The 18,188-nt window shown below is 72.0% G+C and carries 13 protein-coding genes; 10 read left to right on the top strand and 3 right to left on the bottom strand.

All coding sequences use genetic code 11. The features are described 5' to 3' along the window. Positions 1-160: 160 nt before the first annotated feature. The 3 genes from ABZ463_RS22420 to ABZ463_RS22410 are packed head-to-tail and all read right to left on the bottom strand — an operon-like array spanning position 161 to position 4,796. The gene (locus tag ABZ463_RS22420) at positions 161-2,569 is read right to left on the bottom strand and encodes a DUF3488 and transglutaminase-like domain-containing protein (RefSeq protein WP_362778574.1); all 2,409 of its coding nucleotides are present in this window, start codon (positions 2,567-2,569) and stop codon (positions 161-163) included. Continuing rightward, the gene (locus ABZ463_RS22415; RefSeq protein WP_352008992.1) at positions 2,566-3,822 is read right to left on the bottom strand and encodes a DUF58 domain-containing protein; all 1,257 of its coding nucleotides are present in this window, start codon (positions 3,820-3,822) and stop codon (positions 2,566-2,568) included. Before ABZ463_RS22415 ends, ABZ463_RS22420 begins: the two co-directional genes overlap by 4 nt. Then, positions 3,819-4,796, bottom strand: coding sequence for a MoxR family ATPase (locus ABZ463_RS22410; protein ID WP_352008993.1), 978 nt, complete (start codon positions 4,794-4,796; stop codon positions 3,819-3,821). Before ABZ463_RS22410 ends, ABZ463_RS22415 begins: the two co-directional genes overlap by 4 nt. 509 nt (positions 4,797-5,305) lie before the next feature. On the opposite strand from ABZ463_RS22410, the gene mraZ reads away from it, so the two are divergent. The 10 genes from mraZ (at position 5,306) to murG (ending at position 17,999) form a co-directional block, all read left to right on the top strand. Then, positions 5,306-5,737 carry a division/cell wall cluster transcriptional repressor MraZ gene (gene mraZ, locus ABZ463_RS22405; RefSeq protein ID WP_352008994.1) on the top strand — a complete coding sequence of 144 codons (432 nt, stop codon included), beginning with the start codon at positions 5,306-5,308 and terminating at the stop codon, positions 5,735-5,737. Between the two features lie 226 nt (positions 5,738-5,963). Further along, positions 5,964-6,956, top strand: coding sequence for a 16S rRNA (cytosine(1402)-N(4))-methyltransferase RsmH (gene rsmH, locus ABZ463_RS22400; protein WP_352008995.1), 993 nt, complete (start codon positions 5,964-5,966; stop codon positions 6,954-6,956). A gap of 70 nt (positions 6,957-7,026) precedes the next feature. After that, positions 7,027-7,500, top strand: coding sequence for a hypothetical protein (locus tag ABZ463_RS22395; RefSeq protein ID WP_352008996.1), 474 nt, complete (start codon positions 7,027-7,029; stop codon positions 7,498-7,500). Between the two features lie 797 nt (positions 7,501-8,297). Further along, positions 8,298-10,109: a penicillin-binding protein 2 gene (locus ABZ463_RS22390; RefSeq protein WP_352008997.1), complete on the top strand. Its 1,812-nt coding sequence runs from the start codon at positions 8,298-8,300 to the stop codon at positions 10,107-10,109. 40 nt (positions 10,110-10,149) lie between these two features. Then, positions 10,150-11,694, top strand: coding sequence for a UDP-N-acetylmuramoyl-L-alanyl-D-glutamate--2,6-diaminopimelate ligase (locus tag ABZ463_RS22385; RefSeq protein ID WP_362778744.1), 1,545 nt, complete (start codon positions 10,150-10,152; stop codon positions 11,692-11,694). 12 nt (positions 11,695-11,706) lie between these two features. Then, positions 11,707-13,146, top strand: coding sequence for a UDP-N-acetylmuramoyl-tripeptide--D-alanyl-D-alanine ligase (gene murF / locus ABZ463_RS22380; protein WP_362778568.1), 1,440 nt, complete (start codon positions 11,707-11,709; stop codon positions 13,144-13,146). Further along, the gene (mraY, locus tag ABZ463_RS22375; RefSeq protein ID WP_352008999.1) at positions 13,143-14,201 is read left to right on the top strand and encodes a phospho-N-acetylmuramoyl-pentapeptide-transferase; all 1,059 of its coding nucleotides are present in this window, start codon (positions 13,143-13,145) and stop codon (positions 14,199-14,201) included. The genes murF and mraY overlap by 4 nt, the downstream gene beginning before the upstream one ends. Continuing rightward, positions 14,183-15,589, top strand: a complete 1,407-nt coding sequence (gene murD / locus ABZ463_RS22370; protein WP_362778565.1) for a UDP-N-acetylmuramoyl-L-alanine--D-glutamate ligase — start codon at positions 14,183-14,185, stop codon at positions 15,587-15,589. The genes mraY and murD overlap by 19 nt, the downstream gene beginning before the upstream one ends. Beyond that, positions 15,586-16,896: a putative lipid II flippase FtsW gene (gene ftsW, locus ABZ463_RS22365; protein ID WP_352009001.1), complete on the top strand. Its 1,311-nt coding sequence runs from the start codon at positions 15,586-15,588 to the stop codon at positions 16,894-16,896. Before murD ends, ftsW begins: the two co-directional genes overlap by 4 nt. A gap of 14 nt (positions 16,897-16,910) precedes the next feature. Then, positions 16,911-17,999 carry an undecaprenyldiphospho-muramoylpentapeptide beta-N-acetylglucosaminyltransferase gene (murG, locus tag ABZ463_RS22360; protein WP_352009002.1) on the top strand — a complete coding sequence of 363 codons (1,089 nt, stop codon included), beginning with the start codon at positions 16,911-16,913 and terminating at the stop codon, positions 17,997-17,999. Positions 18,000-18,188 lie beyond the last annotated feature (189 nt).

Genomic DNA, 18,188 nt, shown 5'->3' with positions numbered 1-18,188 from the left:
CGGCTGGACCGTGCCACCTGGGTCATGCCGTCCGGACGTCTCCCCGAACCGTCCCCCGTGACCGCCTCCCTGTGACCGGTCCCCGGCCGGTGCCGCCGAACGGACCACGCCCGCGCCCGGATCTGTCCGGACGCGGGCGTGTGGGCGCTTCGCGGTGGGGTCAGGCCTTCCTGCCGGTGAGGCGGAGGTTCTCCAGCCGGTCGAAGACGTCCAGCAGACGTGTGCCCAGGGTCCGCATCCCGGTCAGCGTCGAGGGCGGCAGCAGCACCGCGCGGATCCTCCTGCCCCGGGGCGCGGAGACCGCCAGCGCCCGCCGTACCACGCGCAGGTCCTCACGCGGGGAGCCGGTCTCGCCGGGGGTCCTGGCGAAGAGCATCCGCTCGGCCGAGGCGGCGATCCGCGTCACGGCGGCCTCCGCGTCCGCGTCGAACCCGTGCTGGGCGCTCAGCCGTACGGCCAGTGCCCTGGGGGTCTCGCTGGGCGCGCGAGACACCCCGTAGTCGTACAGCGTGTCACCGAGCTCCGCCCAGACGGCCGTCGTCGCCTGCTTCCACAGTCCCGTCCTGACCGTGACGGTTCCCGGCGCCTCCGCCAGAACGACGGCCGGTCGTGCCGCGCGGGAGCAGATCCGGCGGCGGTGCCCGCGCAGCCGCAGCCGCAGCATCGCCGGGATCAGCACGACGAACGCCACGGCCGCGACACCGAGGCCGATCCTGACCGCGAGAGGGGTCTCCTCCTCGACCACGATGGGCCCGCTGCCGCCGTAGTCAAGCTCGGGCCTGCGGTTGCGGGGGTTGCTCGCCGACCCGTTGGCCAGGTCGGAGGAGCCGGAACCGATCGCGGGAGCGGCCGAAGGCTGGTCGCCGGGCTCGTTCGCCGCCCGCGCGCGGCTGTAGGAGGGAACCGTGGCGCTGCCCTGCCCGGTGAGACCGGTGGGGGTCGGCTCGAAGCGCAGCCACCCCGTCCCCTCGAAGTAGAGCTCGGGCCAGGCGTGGGAGTCGTGCGTGCCCACCTGCCAGTGGTCTCCGACCCTGCTGCCGCCGGTGTAGCCGACGGCCACCCTGGCCGGGATGTGGAGCACCCTGGCCAGCACCGCCATCGCGGCGGCGAACTGCTCGCAGTATCCGGCCTTGTTGCGGATCAGGAAGTCCGTCAGCGCCTGCCCGCCGTGTCCCTGAGCGGCCAGGGTGTAGACGAAGCCGCCCTTGCTGGTGAAGAACTCCTGCAGCCGGACCGCCCGGTCGTAGGGCGTCCTCGCGTCCTTGGTCTCCCTCGCCGCCAGTTCCTTGACCTCCCTGGGCAGGTCCCTGGGCAGCTGCAGGTAACGGTCGGTGATCTGCTGGGGCGCGGCCGCGGCCGACCTCAGCCTCTCCGCGGTCGGCCTGGGCTCGTCGCTGACGACCGTGTAGGTCATCCCCTCCGCGGTGTCCTCGGTGGAGAAGACCATCAGGGAGTCACGGTCCGGCCGCCAGTCGCCCTCGATCCCGATGCGGCTCGGCGGGTACGGCAGCGGCAGGAACTCCAGCCCCTTGAGGGTCTTGCTCACCGTGATCCTGGTCGTCACGGTCGCGACGGGCGTCTCACGGCTCTGACCGGGAGGCGGGGGCAGCGGCCCGCGTGAGATCCGGTCCTCGGGAAGGCCGCTGGGCCCCGCCATCGTCCACTGCTGGCCGTCGAAGATGTCCAGCGAGTACATCCGCAGGTAGCGCGGCAGGTTGTCACTGGTGGTGTAGCTGAGGACGTCGGCGTTGGCCGGCAGCGACAGCGAACCCCGCAGGCCGACGATCGGGTTGGAGATGCTGATCGAGTTGTTGCCCTTCCCCCTGCCGTTGCCGACGCCGAAGCCGAACAGCGGGGAGGGTTCGAGTGTGGGCAGCAGCGCGGGCAGCAGGACGGCCAGCACCACCGCGGTGAGCCCGATGCGCTTGCCGGACAGGCGCAGCGGGCCGACGTCGGCGACGGTCCGCGCCGTCACCGAGGCACGGCGCACCAGTACGGCCCTGCCCCAGTGACCCACGCGTTCCCTGCCGTCGGCGACCAGCAGCCCGAGGTAGCCGGCGGCCGCGACGATGAACGCGGGCCAGCTGACCGGCTCGGTCGCCACCGCGGCGGGGACGGTGAACAGCGCCAGCAGCGGCAGCCCGCACAGCGCCGCCCTGCGCGCGCGGGAGGCGAGCAGGTCCACCAGGACGGCGATCAGGGCGACGCCCCCGCAGGTCAGCAGGGTGATGGAGGTCGTCGCGGGCACGGGCGCCGCGAAGCGCTGGATGTCGGCGAAGCCGCCGACCAGCATCCTGGCCAGCGCGACGACCGACTCCCTGGTCGGGACGACCCTGCCCCACGCCTTCTCCGGGGTGAAGACGGCCGTCAGATAGATCCAGATGGCGACGACCTGGCCGAGCGGCGCCAGCCAGCCCGGCAGGCTGTAGCGGCTGGCCGGTACGCCGACCGCCGTCACGACGACGACGGCCCCCAGACTCGCCCAGAACCAGGCGCCCCCCTGGAAGAGGGGGTAGAGCGAGACGGTGACCGCCATGGTCGCCGCGCCCGCCGCGATCGGAAGTCTCATGAGCCGCCCCCACTGAGTACGAATCGCCCGCCCTGCGCCGCCTTCGGCCACACGTTCGCGATCGTCGCGCCAGAGGGCAGTGGCACGACACGCCATCCGGCCCCGGCCAGCACGGCCTGGGCCGCCTGGTGGCCCTCATCGTCGCCGAGTTCCGGCCGTTCCCAGCCGGCGACGTCCAGCAGCACGGCGACCCCGGTCATGTTGCCGTGCCTGAGCCGGGCCAATTCCCGGGCCTGCTCGGCGTCGACCGTGCCGAGCACGGCGACGATCAGGCCCTCGCCGCCGCCCTGCCGGAGAGCGGCCACGCCGTACTCCAGGGAGCGGGCGGAACTGGTGCGCATCTCGGCGAGGGTGTCGAGCAGCGCCCAGCTCAGCCCGGTCTCCGGAAGCCGTTCCGCGCCCTGGTCGGTGACCAGGCGCAGGCCGAGCCCCTCGTGCGCCAGATGGAGCCCGATGGAGGCCGCGGCGGAGACCGCGACCTCGAAGGAGGAGCGGGGTCCCTCACCCCGGTGGGCGTACCTGCGGGTGTCCAGCAGCAGCGCGCCCCTGCTCTGCCACTGCTGCTCCTCACGCCGCACCATCAGCTCGCCGTACCTGGCGGTCGAGCGCCAGTGCACCCGCCGCAGGTCGTCGCCCTGCCGGTACTCGCGCGGCGCGACGTCGTCGTCACCGGCCGCCGCCACACTCCTGGTACGGCTCTCGCCCCCGCCCGCGAGCTCCCCGGAGAGGCGGACCCGGGGCAGCGGGACGACCTGGGGCGTCACCACGAGCGTGTCGCTGATGGTGAAGGACCTGGTCAGCTCGACGAGGCCGAACGGGTCGGTGATCCGCACGGTGAGCGGGCCGATGCCGAACCGGCCGCGCAGGTCGGACCTGACCCGGTAGTCGATCTCGCGGATTCCCAGCGCCTCCACCCGGTCCAGGACGAACCTTGGACGGGCGCCCAGGGCGTACGGGACGGTGTCCTCGATCATCAGCAGACCGGTGGGCAGCCGGGTGACGTTCTCCAGGCGCAGCGTCACGGTGGTCTCGCCGCCGACCGGGACCCGGGGCGGGTCAAGGCGGCGCGCGCAGCTCAGCCGGTAGCGGGTGCGGCTGACCACCATCGCCGCGAGCAGCGGCAGCGAGATGATCAGCACCCCGATCCTGAGCAGGTCGTGCTCGCCGAGGAAGAAGGCGCACAGCAGCGCCGCGGCGCCGGAGGCGAGAAATGACCAGCCGCGGGCGGTGAGCGCTCTGAGGCCCGAGGTCACTTCGTCTGGACCTCGGGCACGGGCACCCGGCGAACCAGGTCTGCCACCACCTGCTCCGGCATGCGTCGCTGCCCCTGGGCCTCGACACTGGGCAGCAGCCGGTGCGCCAGCACCGGCACGCACAGGTCCTGCAGGTCGTCGGGAATGACGTAGTCACGCCCGGCCAGCGCGGCGTGCGCCCTGGCCGCCCTGACCAGCTGCAGGGTCGAGCGCGGGGAGGCGCCCAGCCGCAGCTCGGGGCTCTGCCGGGTCGCGGTCACCAGGTCGACGGCGTACTTCTTGATCGGCTGCGAGACGTAGACCGCGCGCACCGCCTCGATGAGCGCCCGCACCTCCGCGGTCGTGGCGACCGGCTCCAGCTTGTCCAGCGGCGAGGCCGCCCCGTGAACGTCGAGCATCTCCAGCTCGGCGCCGGGTTCGGGGTAGCCCATCGCGATCCTGGCGGTGAAGCGGTCGCGCTGCGCCTCGGGGAGGGGGTAGGTGCCCTCCATCTCGATGGGGTTCTGCGTCGCGATCACCATGAAGGGGCTCTCCAGCGCGTAGGTCGCGCCGTCCACGGTGACCTGGTGCTCCTCCATGCATTCGAGCAGCGCGGACTGCGTCTTCGGCGAGGCGCGGTTGATCTCGTCCCCGACCACGATGCTGGCGAAGACCGGGCCGGGCTTGAACTCGAACTCCCGGGTCTGCTGGTTGTAGGCGCTGACCCCCGTGATGTCGCTCGGCAGCAGGTCGGGGGTGAACTGGATACGGCGGACCGGACAGTCGATGGAACGGGCCAGGGCCTTGGCGAGCATCGTCTTGCCGACACCGGGCACGTCCTCGATGAGGAGGTGCCCTTCCGCGAGGAGAACGGTCAAGGTCAGGCGGACGGCGTCCCCCTTGCCCTCGATCACCGACTCGATCGCCTGGCGGATGCGATGCGCCGTGACGACCAGATCATCGAGCCGAGGTGAGATGTCATGGGTTACTGCCACCAGGCCTCCATGAAGCTGCGGCGGTTTCACGCCGGGGGTTGGTATTTGGGGGTCTTTATAGGCCCTTTTCCATTGTGCGTACCGACACTACGACGCCCGAGGTTCCAGAGCGACTCTATGTGGGTATTAGGGCTGTTTCCGGGTGGACAGCCACAGTGTGTGAGCTGAGCGTTCTGTTCGTGTGGAGGACGTGTCCGGATCTTGTGACGGGCCGTGGGGCAAGGCCTTCCGGCGGTCGCGCGCTCCACTTTCCCTCTGCGGTGCCGCCGATTGGTTCATTCCTCGATTGTCCGACTATCGCTTACCTTCTCGACACGCCCGTGACATACCGGAGGCGCCTTGCCCCTCCACTCCGCTCCACCTGTTCTGAGCTGGGAAAATGGCGGCGAAACCCATCGTTAAGAGCCGCGGAATCAGTTGACGGTGGAGAGAAGTGGAGTATGGTGGTGCGCAGTGGAGGGCAGGGGCCACAGCGCCAGGTGCTCCGCTAGGCACGGGAGGTGAGGCCGATGTTCCTCGGCACCCACTACCCGCGCCTCGATGACAAGGGACGGCTGTTCCTGCCGGCGAAGTACCGTGAGGAGCTGGCGGAGGGTCTGGTGATCACCAAAGGCCAGGAGCGCTGCCTCTACGTTTTCCCCGTAGAGGAGTTCCAGCGCATAACCGAGGCTCTGCGCACAGCGCCGGTGACCGCCAAGGCGGTCCGTGACTACAGCCGCGTCTTCTTCGCGAGCGCCTCCGACGAGGTCGCCGACAAACAGGGTCGGGTCACCGTCCCGCAGGCCCTGCGCGACTACGCCGGACTCAGCCGTGACTGCGCCGTCATCGGCGCCAACACCCGGCTGGAGATCTGGGACGCCCAGGCCTGGGACAAGTACCTGGCCGACCAGGAGCAGGCATTCTCCGACCTGTCGGAGGAGGTGCTGCCAGGGATTCTGTGACTGCACGGTCGACTCATCGGTGAAAACGTCGTTCGGCGAGGTCTCCACCCGCAACCACATGTTCGTCAGCTGATGCACCTTCCCCGGTGTCAGGTGGCGACGGAAAGCGGGTGCGGATGGGGACCTGGCCGGACGGCCCCCGGGGGTGGGAGCCAGGAGAAAGACACCGATGGGCGTCCGCCGCGTGACCGCGCGGGAGACGCGGCGAGAGGGGGGTTGGCGCTTCATGCGCGCCGAAGACGACAAGAGGGATTCCCAGGGCCGGGGCGGCCATGTTCCCGTGATGCTCGACCGGGTGCTTGAGCTGCTGGCGCCCGCGCTCTCCGGACCCGGCTCCGTCGTGGTCGACGCCAACCTCGGCCTCGGCGGTCACGCGGAGGCACTGCTCGCGGCCCACCCCGCGCTGCACCTGGTCGGAATCGACCGGGACCCCACCGCCATCGAACGCTCCACCGCCAGGCTCGCGCCGTACGCCGACAGGATCACACTGGTCAAGGCCGTCTCCGACGAGCTGGCCGAGGTGCTGGCCGACCTCGGGCGCCCCCGGGTCAACGGGGTGCTGTTCGACCTGGGTGTCTCCTCTCCTCAGCTCGACGAGGCCGAGCGCGGCTTCGCCTACTCCTACGACGCGCCGCTGGACATGCGGATGGACGGGGGGCAGGAGCTGACCGCGGAGATCGTGGTCAACACCTACCCGATCCCCGAGCTGATCCGGATTCTCCGGGATTACGGCGAGGAGCGATTCGCCCCGCGTGTCGCGCACCTAATCGGCAAGGAACGGGCCAAGGAGGCCATAACGTCGACTAAGCGGCTTGCGGAGATTGTCCGTGAGGCCATCCCCGCCGCCACTCGACGAACCGGGGGCAACCCCGCCAAAAGGACCTTCCAAGCGTTGCGGATCGAGGTGAACGCGGAGTTGACGGCACTGGAACGCGCCCTCCCCGCGTCGCTCGACGCGCTGACGCTCGGCGGGCGCGTGGTCGTGCTCGCCTACCACTCCCTTGAGGACCGGCTGACCAAACGGGTCCTCGCGGCGCGGACCAAGGAGACGGGCCCTCCAGGGCTGCCCGTCCCGCTGCCGGCTCACCAGCCGCGGTTCGCCCTCCTGACAAGGGGAGCCGAGCTCCCGAGCGAAGAGGAGGTCGCCCGCAACCCGCGGGCCGCCTCCGCCCGGTGCCGGGCGGCAGAGAGGATTCGTGAGGCAGTTGACGAGGAGTGAGCAAGACGTCCGCCGCGGTGCACCGGTCCGCGGCGGGCGGCCCACGCGCGTCCCCCGCACGATGCCCCAGGTGCGCAGGACGCGTCCGGCCAGGAACGTTCCCGCGACGGCAGCGGCGGGGGCGGCCAAACCGTCCGCGGCCCGCGGGCGGAAGGCGCCGCGCACGCCGTTCGTGCTGCTCGTCATCGGCCTGCTCTGCGGTGGCCTGGTCAGCCTCCAGCTGCTGAACACGATCCTCAACCAGGACTCCTTCAGGGCCACCGAGCTGCGTAACGGCAACAACCAGCTCCGCCAGAAGAAGGAGTCGCTCAAGCACCAGAACGCCCTGATGGACACCCCGGAGTGGCTCGCGGGCAACGCCGAGAAGCAGGGACTCGAACCCGACTGGGACAACCCGAACGTCATGGTCCCCGGCCGCCCCACTCCGGGAACGCCCAAGGAGGGCGCCCCGGTGGGGGCCGCGGGGGAGAGCCCCGTGGGCGCCGCCGGAAACGACGGCCAGACGCCCGCGGGGCAGGAGCGAGCGCCGGGCACGGGCCGGTGAGAGAGGCCGGCGGGCGGGGTCCGAGACCCGGCAGAGGCGGCTCGGGCGGCGGTTCCGCCGGAAACCCGGGCCGCAGGGGACCGGGCGGGCCGGGCCGTACCGGCAGACCCTCGGGCCAGGACGGCGCGGGGAAGCCGGGGCCGCAGGGCCGCCCTCCCCGCCAGGACGGGCAGGGTGAGCCCGGCCGCCCCCGGCGCCCGGAGGGACAGGGCGGCCACGACGGCGGCAGGCAGCAGGGCTCAGGACGGCCAGGCGCCCCCGGCCGTAAGGACGGTACGGGCAGGCCACGCCCCGACGGCTCGACCGGCAGGCCGGGCGGTACGGCACGGCAGGGCGGGCAGGGAGCCCAGGGTGGCTCCGGCAGGCAGGGCCGCCCGGAGGGCGCATCGGGCAGGCCGGGTGTTCCCGGTAAGCAGGGCGGTTCCAAGGGCGCTTCCCCGAACAGGGGTACCGGGTCCCAGCCGGCGGGCAGGCCGCGTCAGGAACGGCCGGCGGCCGGCCGGGGCGGACCTCAGAGCGGGTCTGCGGGCAGGCCCGCGAACGGGCAGCCGGGCCGTCCGCGCCAGGCAACCCCCCAGGACGGCTCCACGCGGGGCGGCAGGCCGGCGGGCCCCAGAACGACCGGGTCACGGGCGGAGGCCCCTCCCCCCGGGCAGGCGCGCCGGACGCCGGCGTCCGGGCCGGCGGGCGGCGGCCCCCCGCGACCGAGGGCGGCGGGGCAGGCACGCGCGGAGGCACCGGGCAGACCGGGCCCGCCGCGAGGCCCCAGGCCTCCGCGGCCCTCGCCCTTCTCCCAGATGGTCCAGGGGCTCGTCTCCAGAGCCGGCTGGACGGGTGATCCCGGCTCCGGCAGGGGCAGGCCTCCGGCGCGTCCGCCGGCCGTACTGCGCCTGGGCAACCCGGGACGGCGGATCAGCATCGGCCTGATCGGGATGACCTTCGTGCTGTCCATCTTCGCCGGGCGGCTGATCCAGCTCCAGGGCCTCGACTCCAAGGTCTACGCGGCCAAGGCGGCCGAGCGGATCAGGCCGGAGAAGCTGCCCGCACGGCGTGGGGCGATCACCGATGTCAACGGCCACGAACTCGCGCTGACCCTGGAGGCGCGCGAGATCTTCGTCGACCCCGGCGTGGTGACCACCCCGCAGCAGCGCGACCGGGTGGCCACGGCCCTGGCCGCGGAACTCAGTGTGCCCAAAGAGCAGATCATGGCGAAGTTCGCCGCGGGCGGCCGCTACCAGCAGGTGGCGGCGGCGGTCGACCCCGTCGTCGCCCAGCGGATCATGGACCGTGACTTCAAGGGCGTCGGCAGCAAGCACCGTTACCGGCGCGACTACCCAGGCGGTAACCTCGCGGGCACCCTGCTGGGCTTCATCGGCGCCGACGGCAGCGGCCTGAGCGGGCTGGAGAGCACCTACAACAAACTGCTCGCGGGCCGTGACGGGGAGCAACTCGTCGAGACGGGCGCCGGGGGGCAGCGCATCCCGATGACCGGCAGCACGCTGCAGACGCCGGTGGACGGCGGGAGCGTGCGCCTGACCATCGACCGCGACATCCAGTGGGCCGCGCAGAAGGCCATCGCCGACCAGGTCAAGGCCGTCGGCGCGCGCACGGGCAGCGCCATCGTCCTGGACGCGCAGAGCGGGCACGTGCTCGCCATGGCCAACGCGCCCGAGCTCGACCTGAAGAACTGGCAGAAGACCGCTCCGGAGGACTGGGTCAACCGCTCGGTGACGGACGTGTTCGAGCCGGGCAGCACCAACAAGGTCATCACGGCCGCGGCCGCCCTGGAGTCCGGGGCGGTCAACCCGGACAGCGTGTTCTCGGTCAGGGACAACATCCGCTGCGCCGACCAGGTGCTCAGGGACTCCCATCCGCACCCGGTCGAGCGGCTGACCTTCTCCGGTGTCGTGGCCACTTCGAGCAACGTCGGCACGATCCTGGCCGCGCAGAAGGTCGGCGACCAGAAGCTCTACGAGATGCTGAAGCGCTTCGGCTTCGGCACCAGGCCGGGCACCGGCCTGCCGGGCGAGGAGGCGGGACTGCTGCCCGACTGGCGCAAGTGGTCGGGCAGCCAGCGCTGCACGGTCGCCTACGGCCAGGGCGTCTCGGTGACCGCGCTGCAGACCGCCAGCGTCTACCAGACCATCGCCAACGGCGGGGTACGCGTGACCCCGCAGATCGTGGCGGGGACGACCGGCGCAGAGGGTGCCTTCACCCCCGCCGCGCCCGCCGGGCGGACCCGGGTGATCGGGCAGGACACCGCGGCGCAGATCTCGGGCATGCTCGAGGCCGCCGTGAGCGAGGAGGGCACCGGTAACCTCGCCGCCATCGACGGTTACCGTGTGGCCGGTAAGACCGGTACCGCGATGCGCTATGACGCCAAATGTCAGGGCTACTGTGGATACACTGCGACATTCGTGGGCTTCGCCCCCGCGGACAAGCCCCGCCTGGTCGTTCTCGCGGTGGTCCAGGACCCCCACAGGGGGTACTACGGTGGGGAGATCGCCGCTCCCGTCTTCAAGAAAGTGATGACGTTCGCGTTGAAGAGCAAGAAGATCCCGCCGACCGGAACCAAGCCGCCCGCGGTGCGGATACGCGCCGGGGAATGAGCAGGGAAGGTACGCTCTCGCCGTGCGTTTCCCGTCGTCCATGCGACCTTCGAACAACTCATCCCGCCCGCTCTCGGGACTGGCGAGCCTGCTCGGCGTGCCCTCGGGCGCGTCACGGGCGCCGCTGGCCCCGGTCTCCGGGGTCACCATCGACTCGCGTCAGGTCCAGCGCGGCGATCTCTACGTGGCCCTGCCGGGAAACACCTCCCACGGCGCGGACTTCTCCGCGCAGGCTCTGGCCGCGGGAGCCTGCGCGATCCTGACCGACCCCGACGGGCGTGAGGCGGCGGCCGCGACCGGCCTGCCCGTCCTCGTCGTGCCGGACCCGCGCGCCGTCCTCGGCAGGGTCGCCGCCTGGGTGTACGGCAGGCCCGCCGACGCCGTGACGGTCATCGGTGTGACCGGGACAAGCGGCAAGTCCACGATCGCCTTCATGCTGGAGGCGGGGCTGCGGGCCGCGGGCCACCGGGCGGGCCTGATCGGCGGCGTCGAGATCCACGCGGGCGAGCTGTGCCTCACTCCGAAGCTCACCACTCCCGAGGCCAGCGACCTGCAGGGATTGTTCGCCCTCATGCGGGAGCAGGGCGTGACGGCGGCGGCGATGGAGGTCTCGAGCCACGCCTTGGCGCTGGGCCGCGTCGACGGGGTCTTCTACGACGTCGCGCTGTTCACCAACCTGTCGCAGGACCACCTCGACTTCCACAAGGACCTCGACGACTACTTCGCCGCCAAGACCCGGCTCTTCACCCCGGAGATGAGCCGGGTGGGCGTCGTCAACATCGACGACGCCCACGGGCGGGAGCTCCTGGCCGTCGGCAAGATCCCGATGACCACCTTCTCCGCGTCGGGCGCGGCCGAGGCCGACTGGCGGGCCGTGGACGTCCGCCTGGACGCCGAGGGCAGCGCCTTCCGCGTGGTGGGCCCGGGAGGTGTCGAGGAGGAGGCGACGGTGGCCCTGCCGGGGCCGTTCAACGTCGCCAACGCGCTGGGCGCGATCGTCGCCCTCGTCGAGTCGGGGGCGCCGCTGCGCGCCGCGATCGCGGGCGTCGCGACGCTGACCGGGGTGCCGGGCCGGATGGAACGGGTGCCGGGCGGCGACGGTTTCCAGGCGATCGTCGACTACTCCCACAAACCCGGCGCGGTCGAGTCGGTGCTGAACGCCCTGCGCGAGGTCACCACGGGCAGGCTGACCGTGGTGCTCGGCTGCGGCGGTGACCGCGACAAGGGTAAACGGCCGATGATGGGGGAGGCGGCGGCCAGGCTCTCGGACGTGGCCATCCTCACCAGTGACAACCCGCGCTCCGAGGACCCGCTGCGGATCCTCGCCGAGATGCTGGACGGGGTCCTCGCCGTGTCCCCGCACGAACGCGCACATGTGATCATTGAGCCGGACCGGGCCGCCGCCATCGACCTCGCCGTCGCCGGGGCGGGCCACGGCGACGTCGTCGTCGTGGCGGGCAAGGGGCACGAACAGGGCCAGTACGTCGGGGACCAGGTGCTCCCGTTCGACGACAGGCGGGTCGTCGCCGACGCGATCGTCAGGCGACGCGACCGGCCCGGGCACGCAAGCACGTATGGAGAGTAGGGAAGACTCATCATGATCCCGTTGCCGCTGGCCAGGATCGCCGAGATCACCTCGGGCGCCCTCGCCGGCATGGCCGATCCCCGTGCCGTGGTGCGCGGCCCGGTCGTCATCGACTCCCGGGCCGTGGAGCCGGGGTCGCTGTTCGTGGCAATCAAGGGCACGCGGGCGGACGGGCACGACTTCGCAGCCGGGGCCGTCGAGGCGGGAGCCACCGCGGTTCTGGCCTCCAGGCCCGTCGACGCCCCCGCGGTCGTCGTCGGCGACATCCTGGCGGCGCTCGCCGCGCTGGCCAGCGCCGTGGCCGCCGAGCTGCCGCTGGCCACCGTCATCGGCGTGACCGGGTCGGCGGGCAAGACCACGACCAAGGACCTGCTGGCCCGGCTCGCCGCCAGGCTCGGTCCGACGATCGCCCCCGTCGAGTCGTTCAACAACGAGATCGGCCACCCCCTGACCGTCATGAGGGCCGATGAGGAGACCCGTTACCTGGTGCTCGAACTCAGCGCCAGGCACGCGGGTCACATCGCGGACCTCGCTCGCATCGCGCCGCCCAGGATCGGTGTCGTCCTCAACGTCGGAACCGCCCACCTGGGCGTCTTCGGCGGCAAGGAGGCCATCGCGCAGGCCAAGGGTGAGCTGGTCGAGGCACTGCCCGCGGACGGCGTGGCCGTACTGAACGCCGACGACCCGCTGGTCGCCGGGATGGCCGGGCGCACCGCCGCCCGCGTCACCTGGTTCGGCAGGGGGCCGCGGGCGGCGGTGCGCGCCGAGGAGGTGACCCTCGACGAGCGGGGCCGTGCCCGTTTCACGCTGCGCACCCCGTCGGGGACCGCGCCGGTCGCCCTGCGTCTGTACGGCGAGCACGCCGTGGAGAACGCGCTGGCCGCCGCGGCCGTCGCCCACGAGCTCGGCCTGCCGGTCGCCGCCATCGCCGAGGAACTGTCAGAGGCCGAGCCGCGCAGCCGCTGGCGGATGGCGGTCAGCGACAGGCCGGACGGCGTCACCGTGATCAACGACGCCTACAACGCCAACCCCGACTCCATGCGCGCGGCCTTCGGCGCCCTGGACGCCCTGGCGGGCGGCAGGCGCAGGTTCGCGGTCATCGCCGCCCTGCGGGAGCTCGGTGAGGACGGCGACGCGCTGAACGCCGAGGTCGGGCGGATGGCCGCGAGCTCGGGCCTGGAGGCCCTGTTCGTGGTCGGCTCCGACGCCGCCCCGGTCCTGGCGGGCGCGGCGTCCGTCACGGACGCGCCCGAGGCGGGGGCACCACCGGGGGCACCTCGGCAGGCGCTGCCGGGAAGACCGACCAGAGTCGTTCACGTGGCCGACGTCGAGGAGGCCTCGGCCGGGCTCGAGGCGCTGCTCGCCCCAGGGGACGTGGTGCTGATCAAGGGGCCGCGCGTCACCGGCCTCGAACGCGTCGCGCAGGCCCTGACCGGGGGTGAGCGCCAATGATGGAGATCCTCATCGCGGCGGCGGTCGGACTGCTGCTGTCGATGTTCGGCACTCCGCTGGCGATCCGTCTGTTCTCCAGGCGAGGCTACGGCCAGAGCATCCGTGAGGAGGGGCCCTCCGGCCACCACGACAAGCGCGGCACGCCGACCATGGGCGGAACCGTCATCGTGATCGCGGCGCTGCTCGGCTTCACCTGCGCCCACCTGTACAGCAGGACCCTGCCGACCCCCTCCGCGAGCCTGGTGCTGTTCCTGATGACGGGCCTGGGCGCGGTCGGTTTCCTCGACGACTTCATCAAGATCTACAAGCAGCGCAGCCTCGGCCTGCGCAGCGGCGCCAAGGCCCTGGGCCAGCTCATCGTCGGCGCCGTCTTCGCGATCCTGGTGACCCGCTTCCCCGACGGCCACCTGATCACCCCGGCCGACACCCGCGTGTCGTTCCTGCGGGACTTCGGGCCCTCCATCGGCATCGTCGGGTTCACGATCTGGGTGCTCATCATGATCGTGGGCTTCTCGAACGCGGTGAACCTCACCGACGGCCTGGACGGCCTGGCCAGCGGCGCGACCGGCGTCGTGCTCGCCTCCTACGTCCTGATCGGCAACTGGCAGCTGCGCAACAACTGCACCACCCAGCTCGGTCCCAACTGCTACTGGGTCCGTGATCCGCTGGACGTGGCCGTCGTCGCGGCGGCCGTGCTCGGCGCGTTGCTGGGCTTCCTGTGGTGGAACGCCCCGCCCGCCAAGATCTTCATGGGCGACACCGGGTCGCTGGCGCTGGGCGGTGTGATCGCGGGCCTGGCCATCACCACCCGCACCCAGCTCCTGCTGATCATCCTGGCCGGTATGTGCGTGCTCATCACCCTGTCGGTGATCATCCAGGTGGGCTCGTTCAAGATGACGGGTAAACGCGTCTTCAGAATGGCCCCCCTCCAGCACCACTTCGAGTTGTCCGGCTGGGCCGAGACGACCATCGTGGTCCGTTTCTGGCTCATCGCGGCCCTGTGCGCCGCCGCCGGTCTCGGGCTGTTCTACGTGGAATGGATGCCGAAGCAGTGATGATCTGCGTCGCCGGACTCGGCGTCTCGGGCGCCGCCGCCGCCCGTGCCATGGCCGCCAGGGGAGAGAAGGTGGTCGTCGTCGAGAGCGGCGACGGCGAACGGGTCAGGAAGACCGCGGCCGAGCTGGCCGAGGCGGGCGTCGAGGTCCGCCTCGGCGCCTCCACGCAGGAGCTTCCCGAAGGCACCGGCCTGGTGGTCACCACCGGCTGGCCGCCGGGTCACCCGTTGATGCTCGCCGCGGCGCGGGCGGGCGTCGAGGTCGTCAGCGAGGTCGAGCTGGCCTGGCGGCTGCGGCCCGAGGGCGCCGCGCCGTGGCTGGCGCTGACCGGCACCAACGGCAAGACCACCGCGGTCAGGATGCTCACCTCGATGCTGAAGGCCGCCGGGCGCCGGGCGCTGGCCGTCGGCAACGTCGGCACCCCCGTCGTCGAGGCGGTCACCGGCCCCTGGGACGTACTGGCGGTCGAGTTGTCCAGCTTCCAGCTGCACCGCTCGCCGGGTCTGGCCCCGCACGCCGCGGCCCTGCTCAACGTCGCCCCCGACCACATCGACTGGCACGGCTCCCTTGAGGAGTACGCCCGGGTCAAGGGGGAGATCTTCGCCAGGGCGGGCACGGTCGTCTACAACGCCGACGACGACTGGCCCGCCCGGCTGGCGCTGCCGTACCTGGGGGAGGGGCGGGCGGTGGGGTTCACCCTCGGCGTGCCGGGGCCGGGACAGGTCGGGGTGGTCGAGGACCTGCTCGTCGACCGGGCCTTCGTGGCCGACCCGGTCCGTGCGGCCGAGGAACTCGCCTCCCTGTCCGACGTCAGGCCCTTCGCGCCGCACAACGTGGCCAACGCCCTGGCCGCCGCGGCGCTGGCCAGGTCCTACGGGGTCCCCCCCGAGGCCGTACGGCGGGGCCTGCTGGACTTCGTCCCCGACCCGCACAGGATCGCGCACGTCGCCCGGATCGGCGAGGTCGACTACGTGGACGACTCCAAGGCGACCAACCCGCACGCCGCCGCGGCCTCCCTGGCCGCCTACCCGTCGATCGTCTGGGTCGCCGGAGGGCAGCTCAAGGGCGCCGAGGTGGACGACCTGGTACGGCGGGCCGCCCCCCGCCTGCGTGGCGCGGTGCTGCTGGGTGCCGACCGTGAGCGAATTCGTCAGGCTCTGGCGCGACACGCCGAGAATGTTCCGGTGGTTGAGGTGGCGGGGCAAGACACTGGGGTCATGGACCGCGTCGTCACCGAAGCCGCCAGGCTCGCAGCCCCCGGGGACACCGTGCTGCTGGCTCCGGCGGGAGCCTCCCTCGACATGTTCGCCGGCTACCCAGCGAGGGGGGAGGCGTTCGCGCGGGCCGTACACCGGCTCGCGGACGGACGTGACGGCGGGCCGGAGTGAGCACCGCGGCGCAGGAGGACGTCGGTCGCCGCAGGACCGCGCGCCGCGCGGAGGCCGGGGGGACGGCGAGGACACACGAACACCTGACCGCCTTCCGTGAGCTGCTCAACCGTCCCCTGACCTCCTACTATCTGATCCTCGGCTGCAGTGCGCTGCTGCTGGCCCTGGGTCTGATGATGGTGCTCTCCGCGTCGAGCATCGAGGCCATGCAGGAGATGGGGAGCCCGTTTTACTGGTTCTTCAAGCAGTCGATCTCGGTCGGCCTCGGCATCCCGCTCATGTGGATCTGCTCGCTGCTGCCCCAGCGGTTCTTCAGGCTCGCCGGATACCCGTTGATGGTCCTGTCGGTGCTCGCGCTGGTCCTGGTGCTGTTCGTCGGCACCTCCCAGCTCGGCGCACAGCGCTGGATCGACCTGGGCCCCGTCTATCTGCAGCCCTCGGAGCCGGCCAAGCTGGGGCTGCTGCTGTGGGGCGCCGACCTGCTGGCCCGCAAGGCGCGGGGCGGGATGATCGAGTGGCGCAACCTGTTCATCCCGCTGATGCCGGGCACCGTGATCCTGGCCGTCATGGTCATGCTGGGCAGCGACCTCGGCACCACGCTGGTGCTGCTGTTGATCTTCCTGTCGCTGCTGTGGGTGGTCGGCGCCCCGCTGCGGCTGTTCGGCGGCGTACTGGCGGTCGCCTCGCTCGCGACCGTCATCATGATCAGCACCGAGGGCTACCGCTCGGACCGCATCGAGGGCTGGCTCAACCCGTGGGCCAACGCGCAGACGACCGGCTACCAGGCGGTCCAGGGACAGATCGCGATCGGCAGCGGCGGCTGGTTCGGGCTGGGACTCGGGTCGAGCAGGGCGAAGTGGGGCAGACTCCCGCACGCGGAGAGCGACTTCATCTTCTCCATCCTCGGTGAGGAACTCGGCCTGATGGGCACCCTCGTGGTGATCGCCCTGTTCGGTCTGCTCGGCTACGCGGGACTGCGGGTGGCGACCAGGGTCAAGGACCCCTTCGTCCGTCTGGCCTCCGCGGCCGCCGTCGCCTGGATCGCCGGGCAGGCGATCGTGAACATCGGGGCGGTCATCGGGGTGCTGCCCATCACCGGCATCCCGTTGCCCCTGGTGTCCTACGGAGGGTCGGCGCTTCTGCCGACCCTGGCCGCCCTCGGCATGCTGCTCTCCTTCGCCAAACAGGAACCCGGAGCGCGCGAGGCTCTCGCCCTGCGTGGCCCCGGACCGGTTGCGCGGGGCCTAAGCTGGCTTGGCCTGGGTGGTCCGGCGCGGAAACGACGGCCGGCCCGAGAGAGACGATAAGTGAAAGGACCGACATGAGGGTGGTCCTCGCAGGCGGCGGGACGGCCGGTCACATCGAACCGGCGCTGGCTCTGGCCGACGCGCTGCGCCAACTGGACCCGAACATCGGGATCACCTGCCTCGGCACCGAGCGCGGCCTGGAGACCAGGCTGGTGCCCGCCCGGGGCTACGAGCTACAGCTCGTGCCCGCCGTCCCGCTGCCCAGGGCCCTCACGCCCCAGCTGCTCACCGTGCCGGGACGCCTGGCCGGGGCCATCAACACGGCCGCGAGCATCATGGAGCGGGTCCAGGCCGACGTGCTGGTCGGCTTCGGCGGTTACGTGGCGACCCCCGCCTACCTGGGGGCGCGCAGACGTGGTGTGCCGATCGTGGTCCACGAGGCCAACCCGAGGCCGGGCCTGGCCAACCGGCTGGGCGCCCGGCTCACCGACCACGTGTTCACCGGGCACCCGAACACGCCGCTGCCCAAGGCGCAGCACGTGGGCATCCCGCTTCGCCGGGAGATCGTGGGGCTGGACCGGCTCTCCATGGGGGACAAGGCGCGTTCCTGGTTCGGTCTTGAGGCCGACCTGCCGACGCTGCTGGTCACCGGCGGCTCGCAGGGCGCGCGGTCCCTCAACGGGGCCGCCCTGGGCGCCGCCGCCGCGCTGCGCCGGGCGGGGGTGCAGGTGCTGCACGTCATCGGCCCGAAGAACACACTGGAGTACGAGCCGCCTCGCGGTGACCCGCAGTACGTCGTGCTGCAGTACGTCGACCGGATGGACCTGGCCTACGCGGCGGCCGACTTCGCGCTGTGCCGGAGCGGCGCGATGACCTGCGCCGAGCTGACCGCCGTCGGCCTGCCCGCGGCCTACATCCCGCTTCCGCACGGCAACGGCGAGCAGCGGCTCAACGCCGAGCCGATCGTGCAGGCGGGCGGCGGTCTCATGGTCGACGACGCGGACCTGTCGCCGGAGTGGATCATCCAGAACGTGCTGCCGATCCTGTCCGACCCCGAGCGCGTGGTCGCCATGTCGGAGGCCGCGGTGCGGATGGGCCGCAAGGACGCCGACGTGACGCTCGCCCGCAGGGTGCTGCAGATCGCGGCAGAGGCGAAGCGGTGAGCCGGGAGCGAGCCCGGCGGAGTGAGTGGAGTGGTCGGCTGAGGGACGAGGCCGGCCGCGGAGTGAGCGAGCGGGGGGAGTGACCCATGGGCGGGGAGCGAGCCCGGCGGAGTGAGTGGAGTGGTCGGCTGAGGGACGAGGCCGGCCGCGGAGTGAGCGAGCGGGGGGAGTGACCCATGGGCGGGGAGC

This window comes from Streptosporangium sp. NPDC020145 (genome assembly GCF_040631275.1).
Classification (GTDB): Bacteria; Actinomycetota; Actinomycetes; order Streptosporangiales; family Streptosporangiaceae; genus Streptosporangium.
Note: the sequence above shows the minus strand (reverse complement) of the source record. Positions and strands in the feature narration are given on the sequence as shown.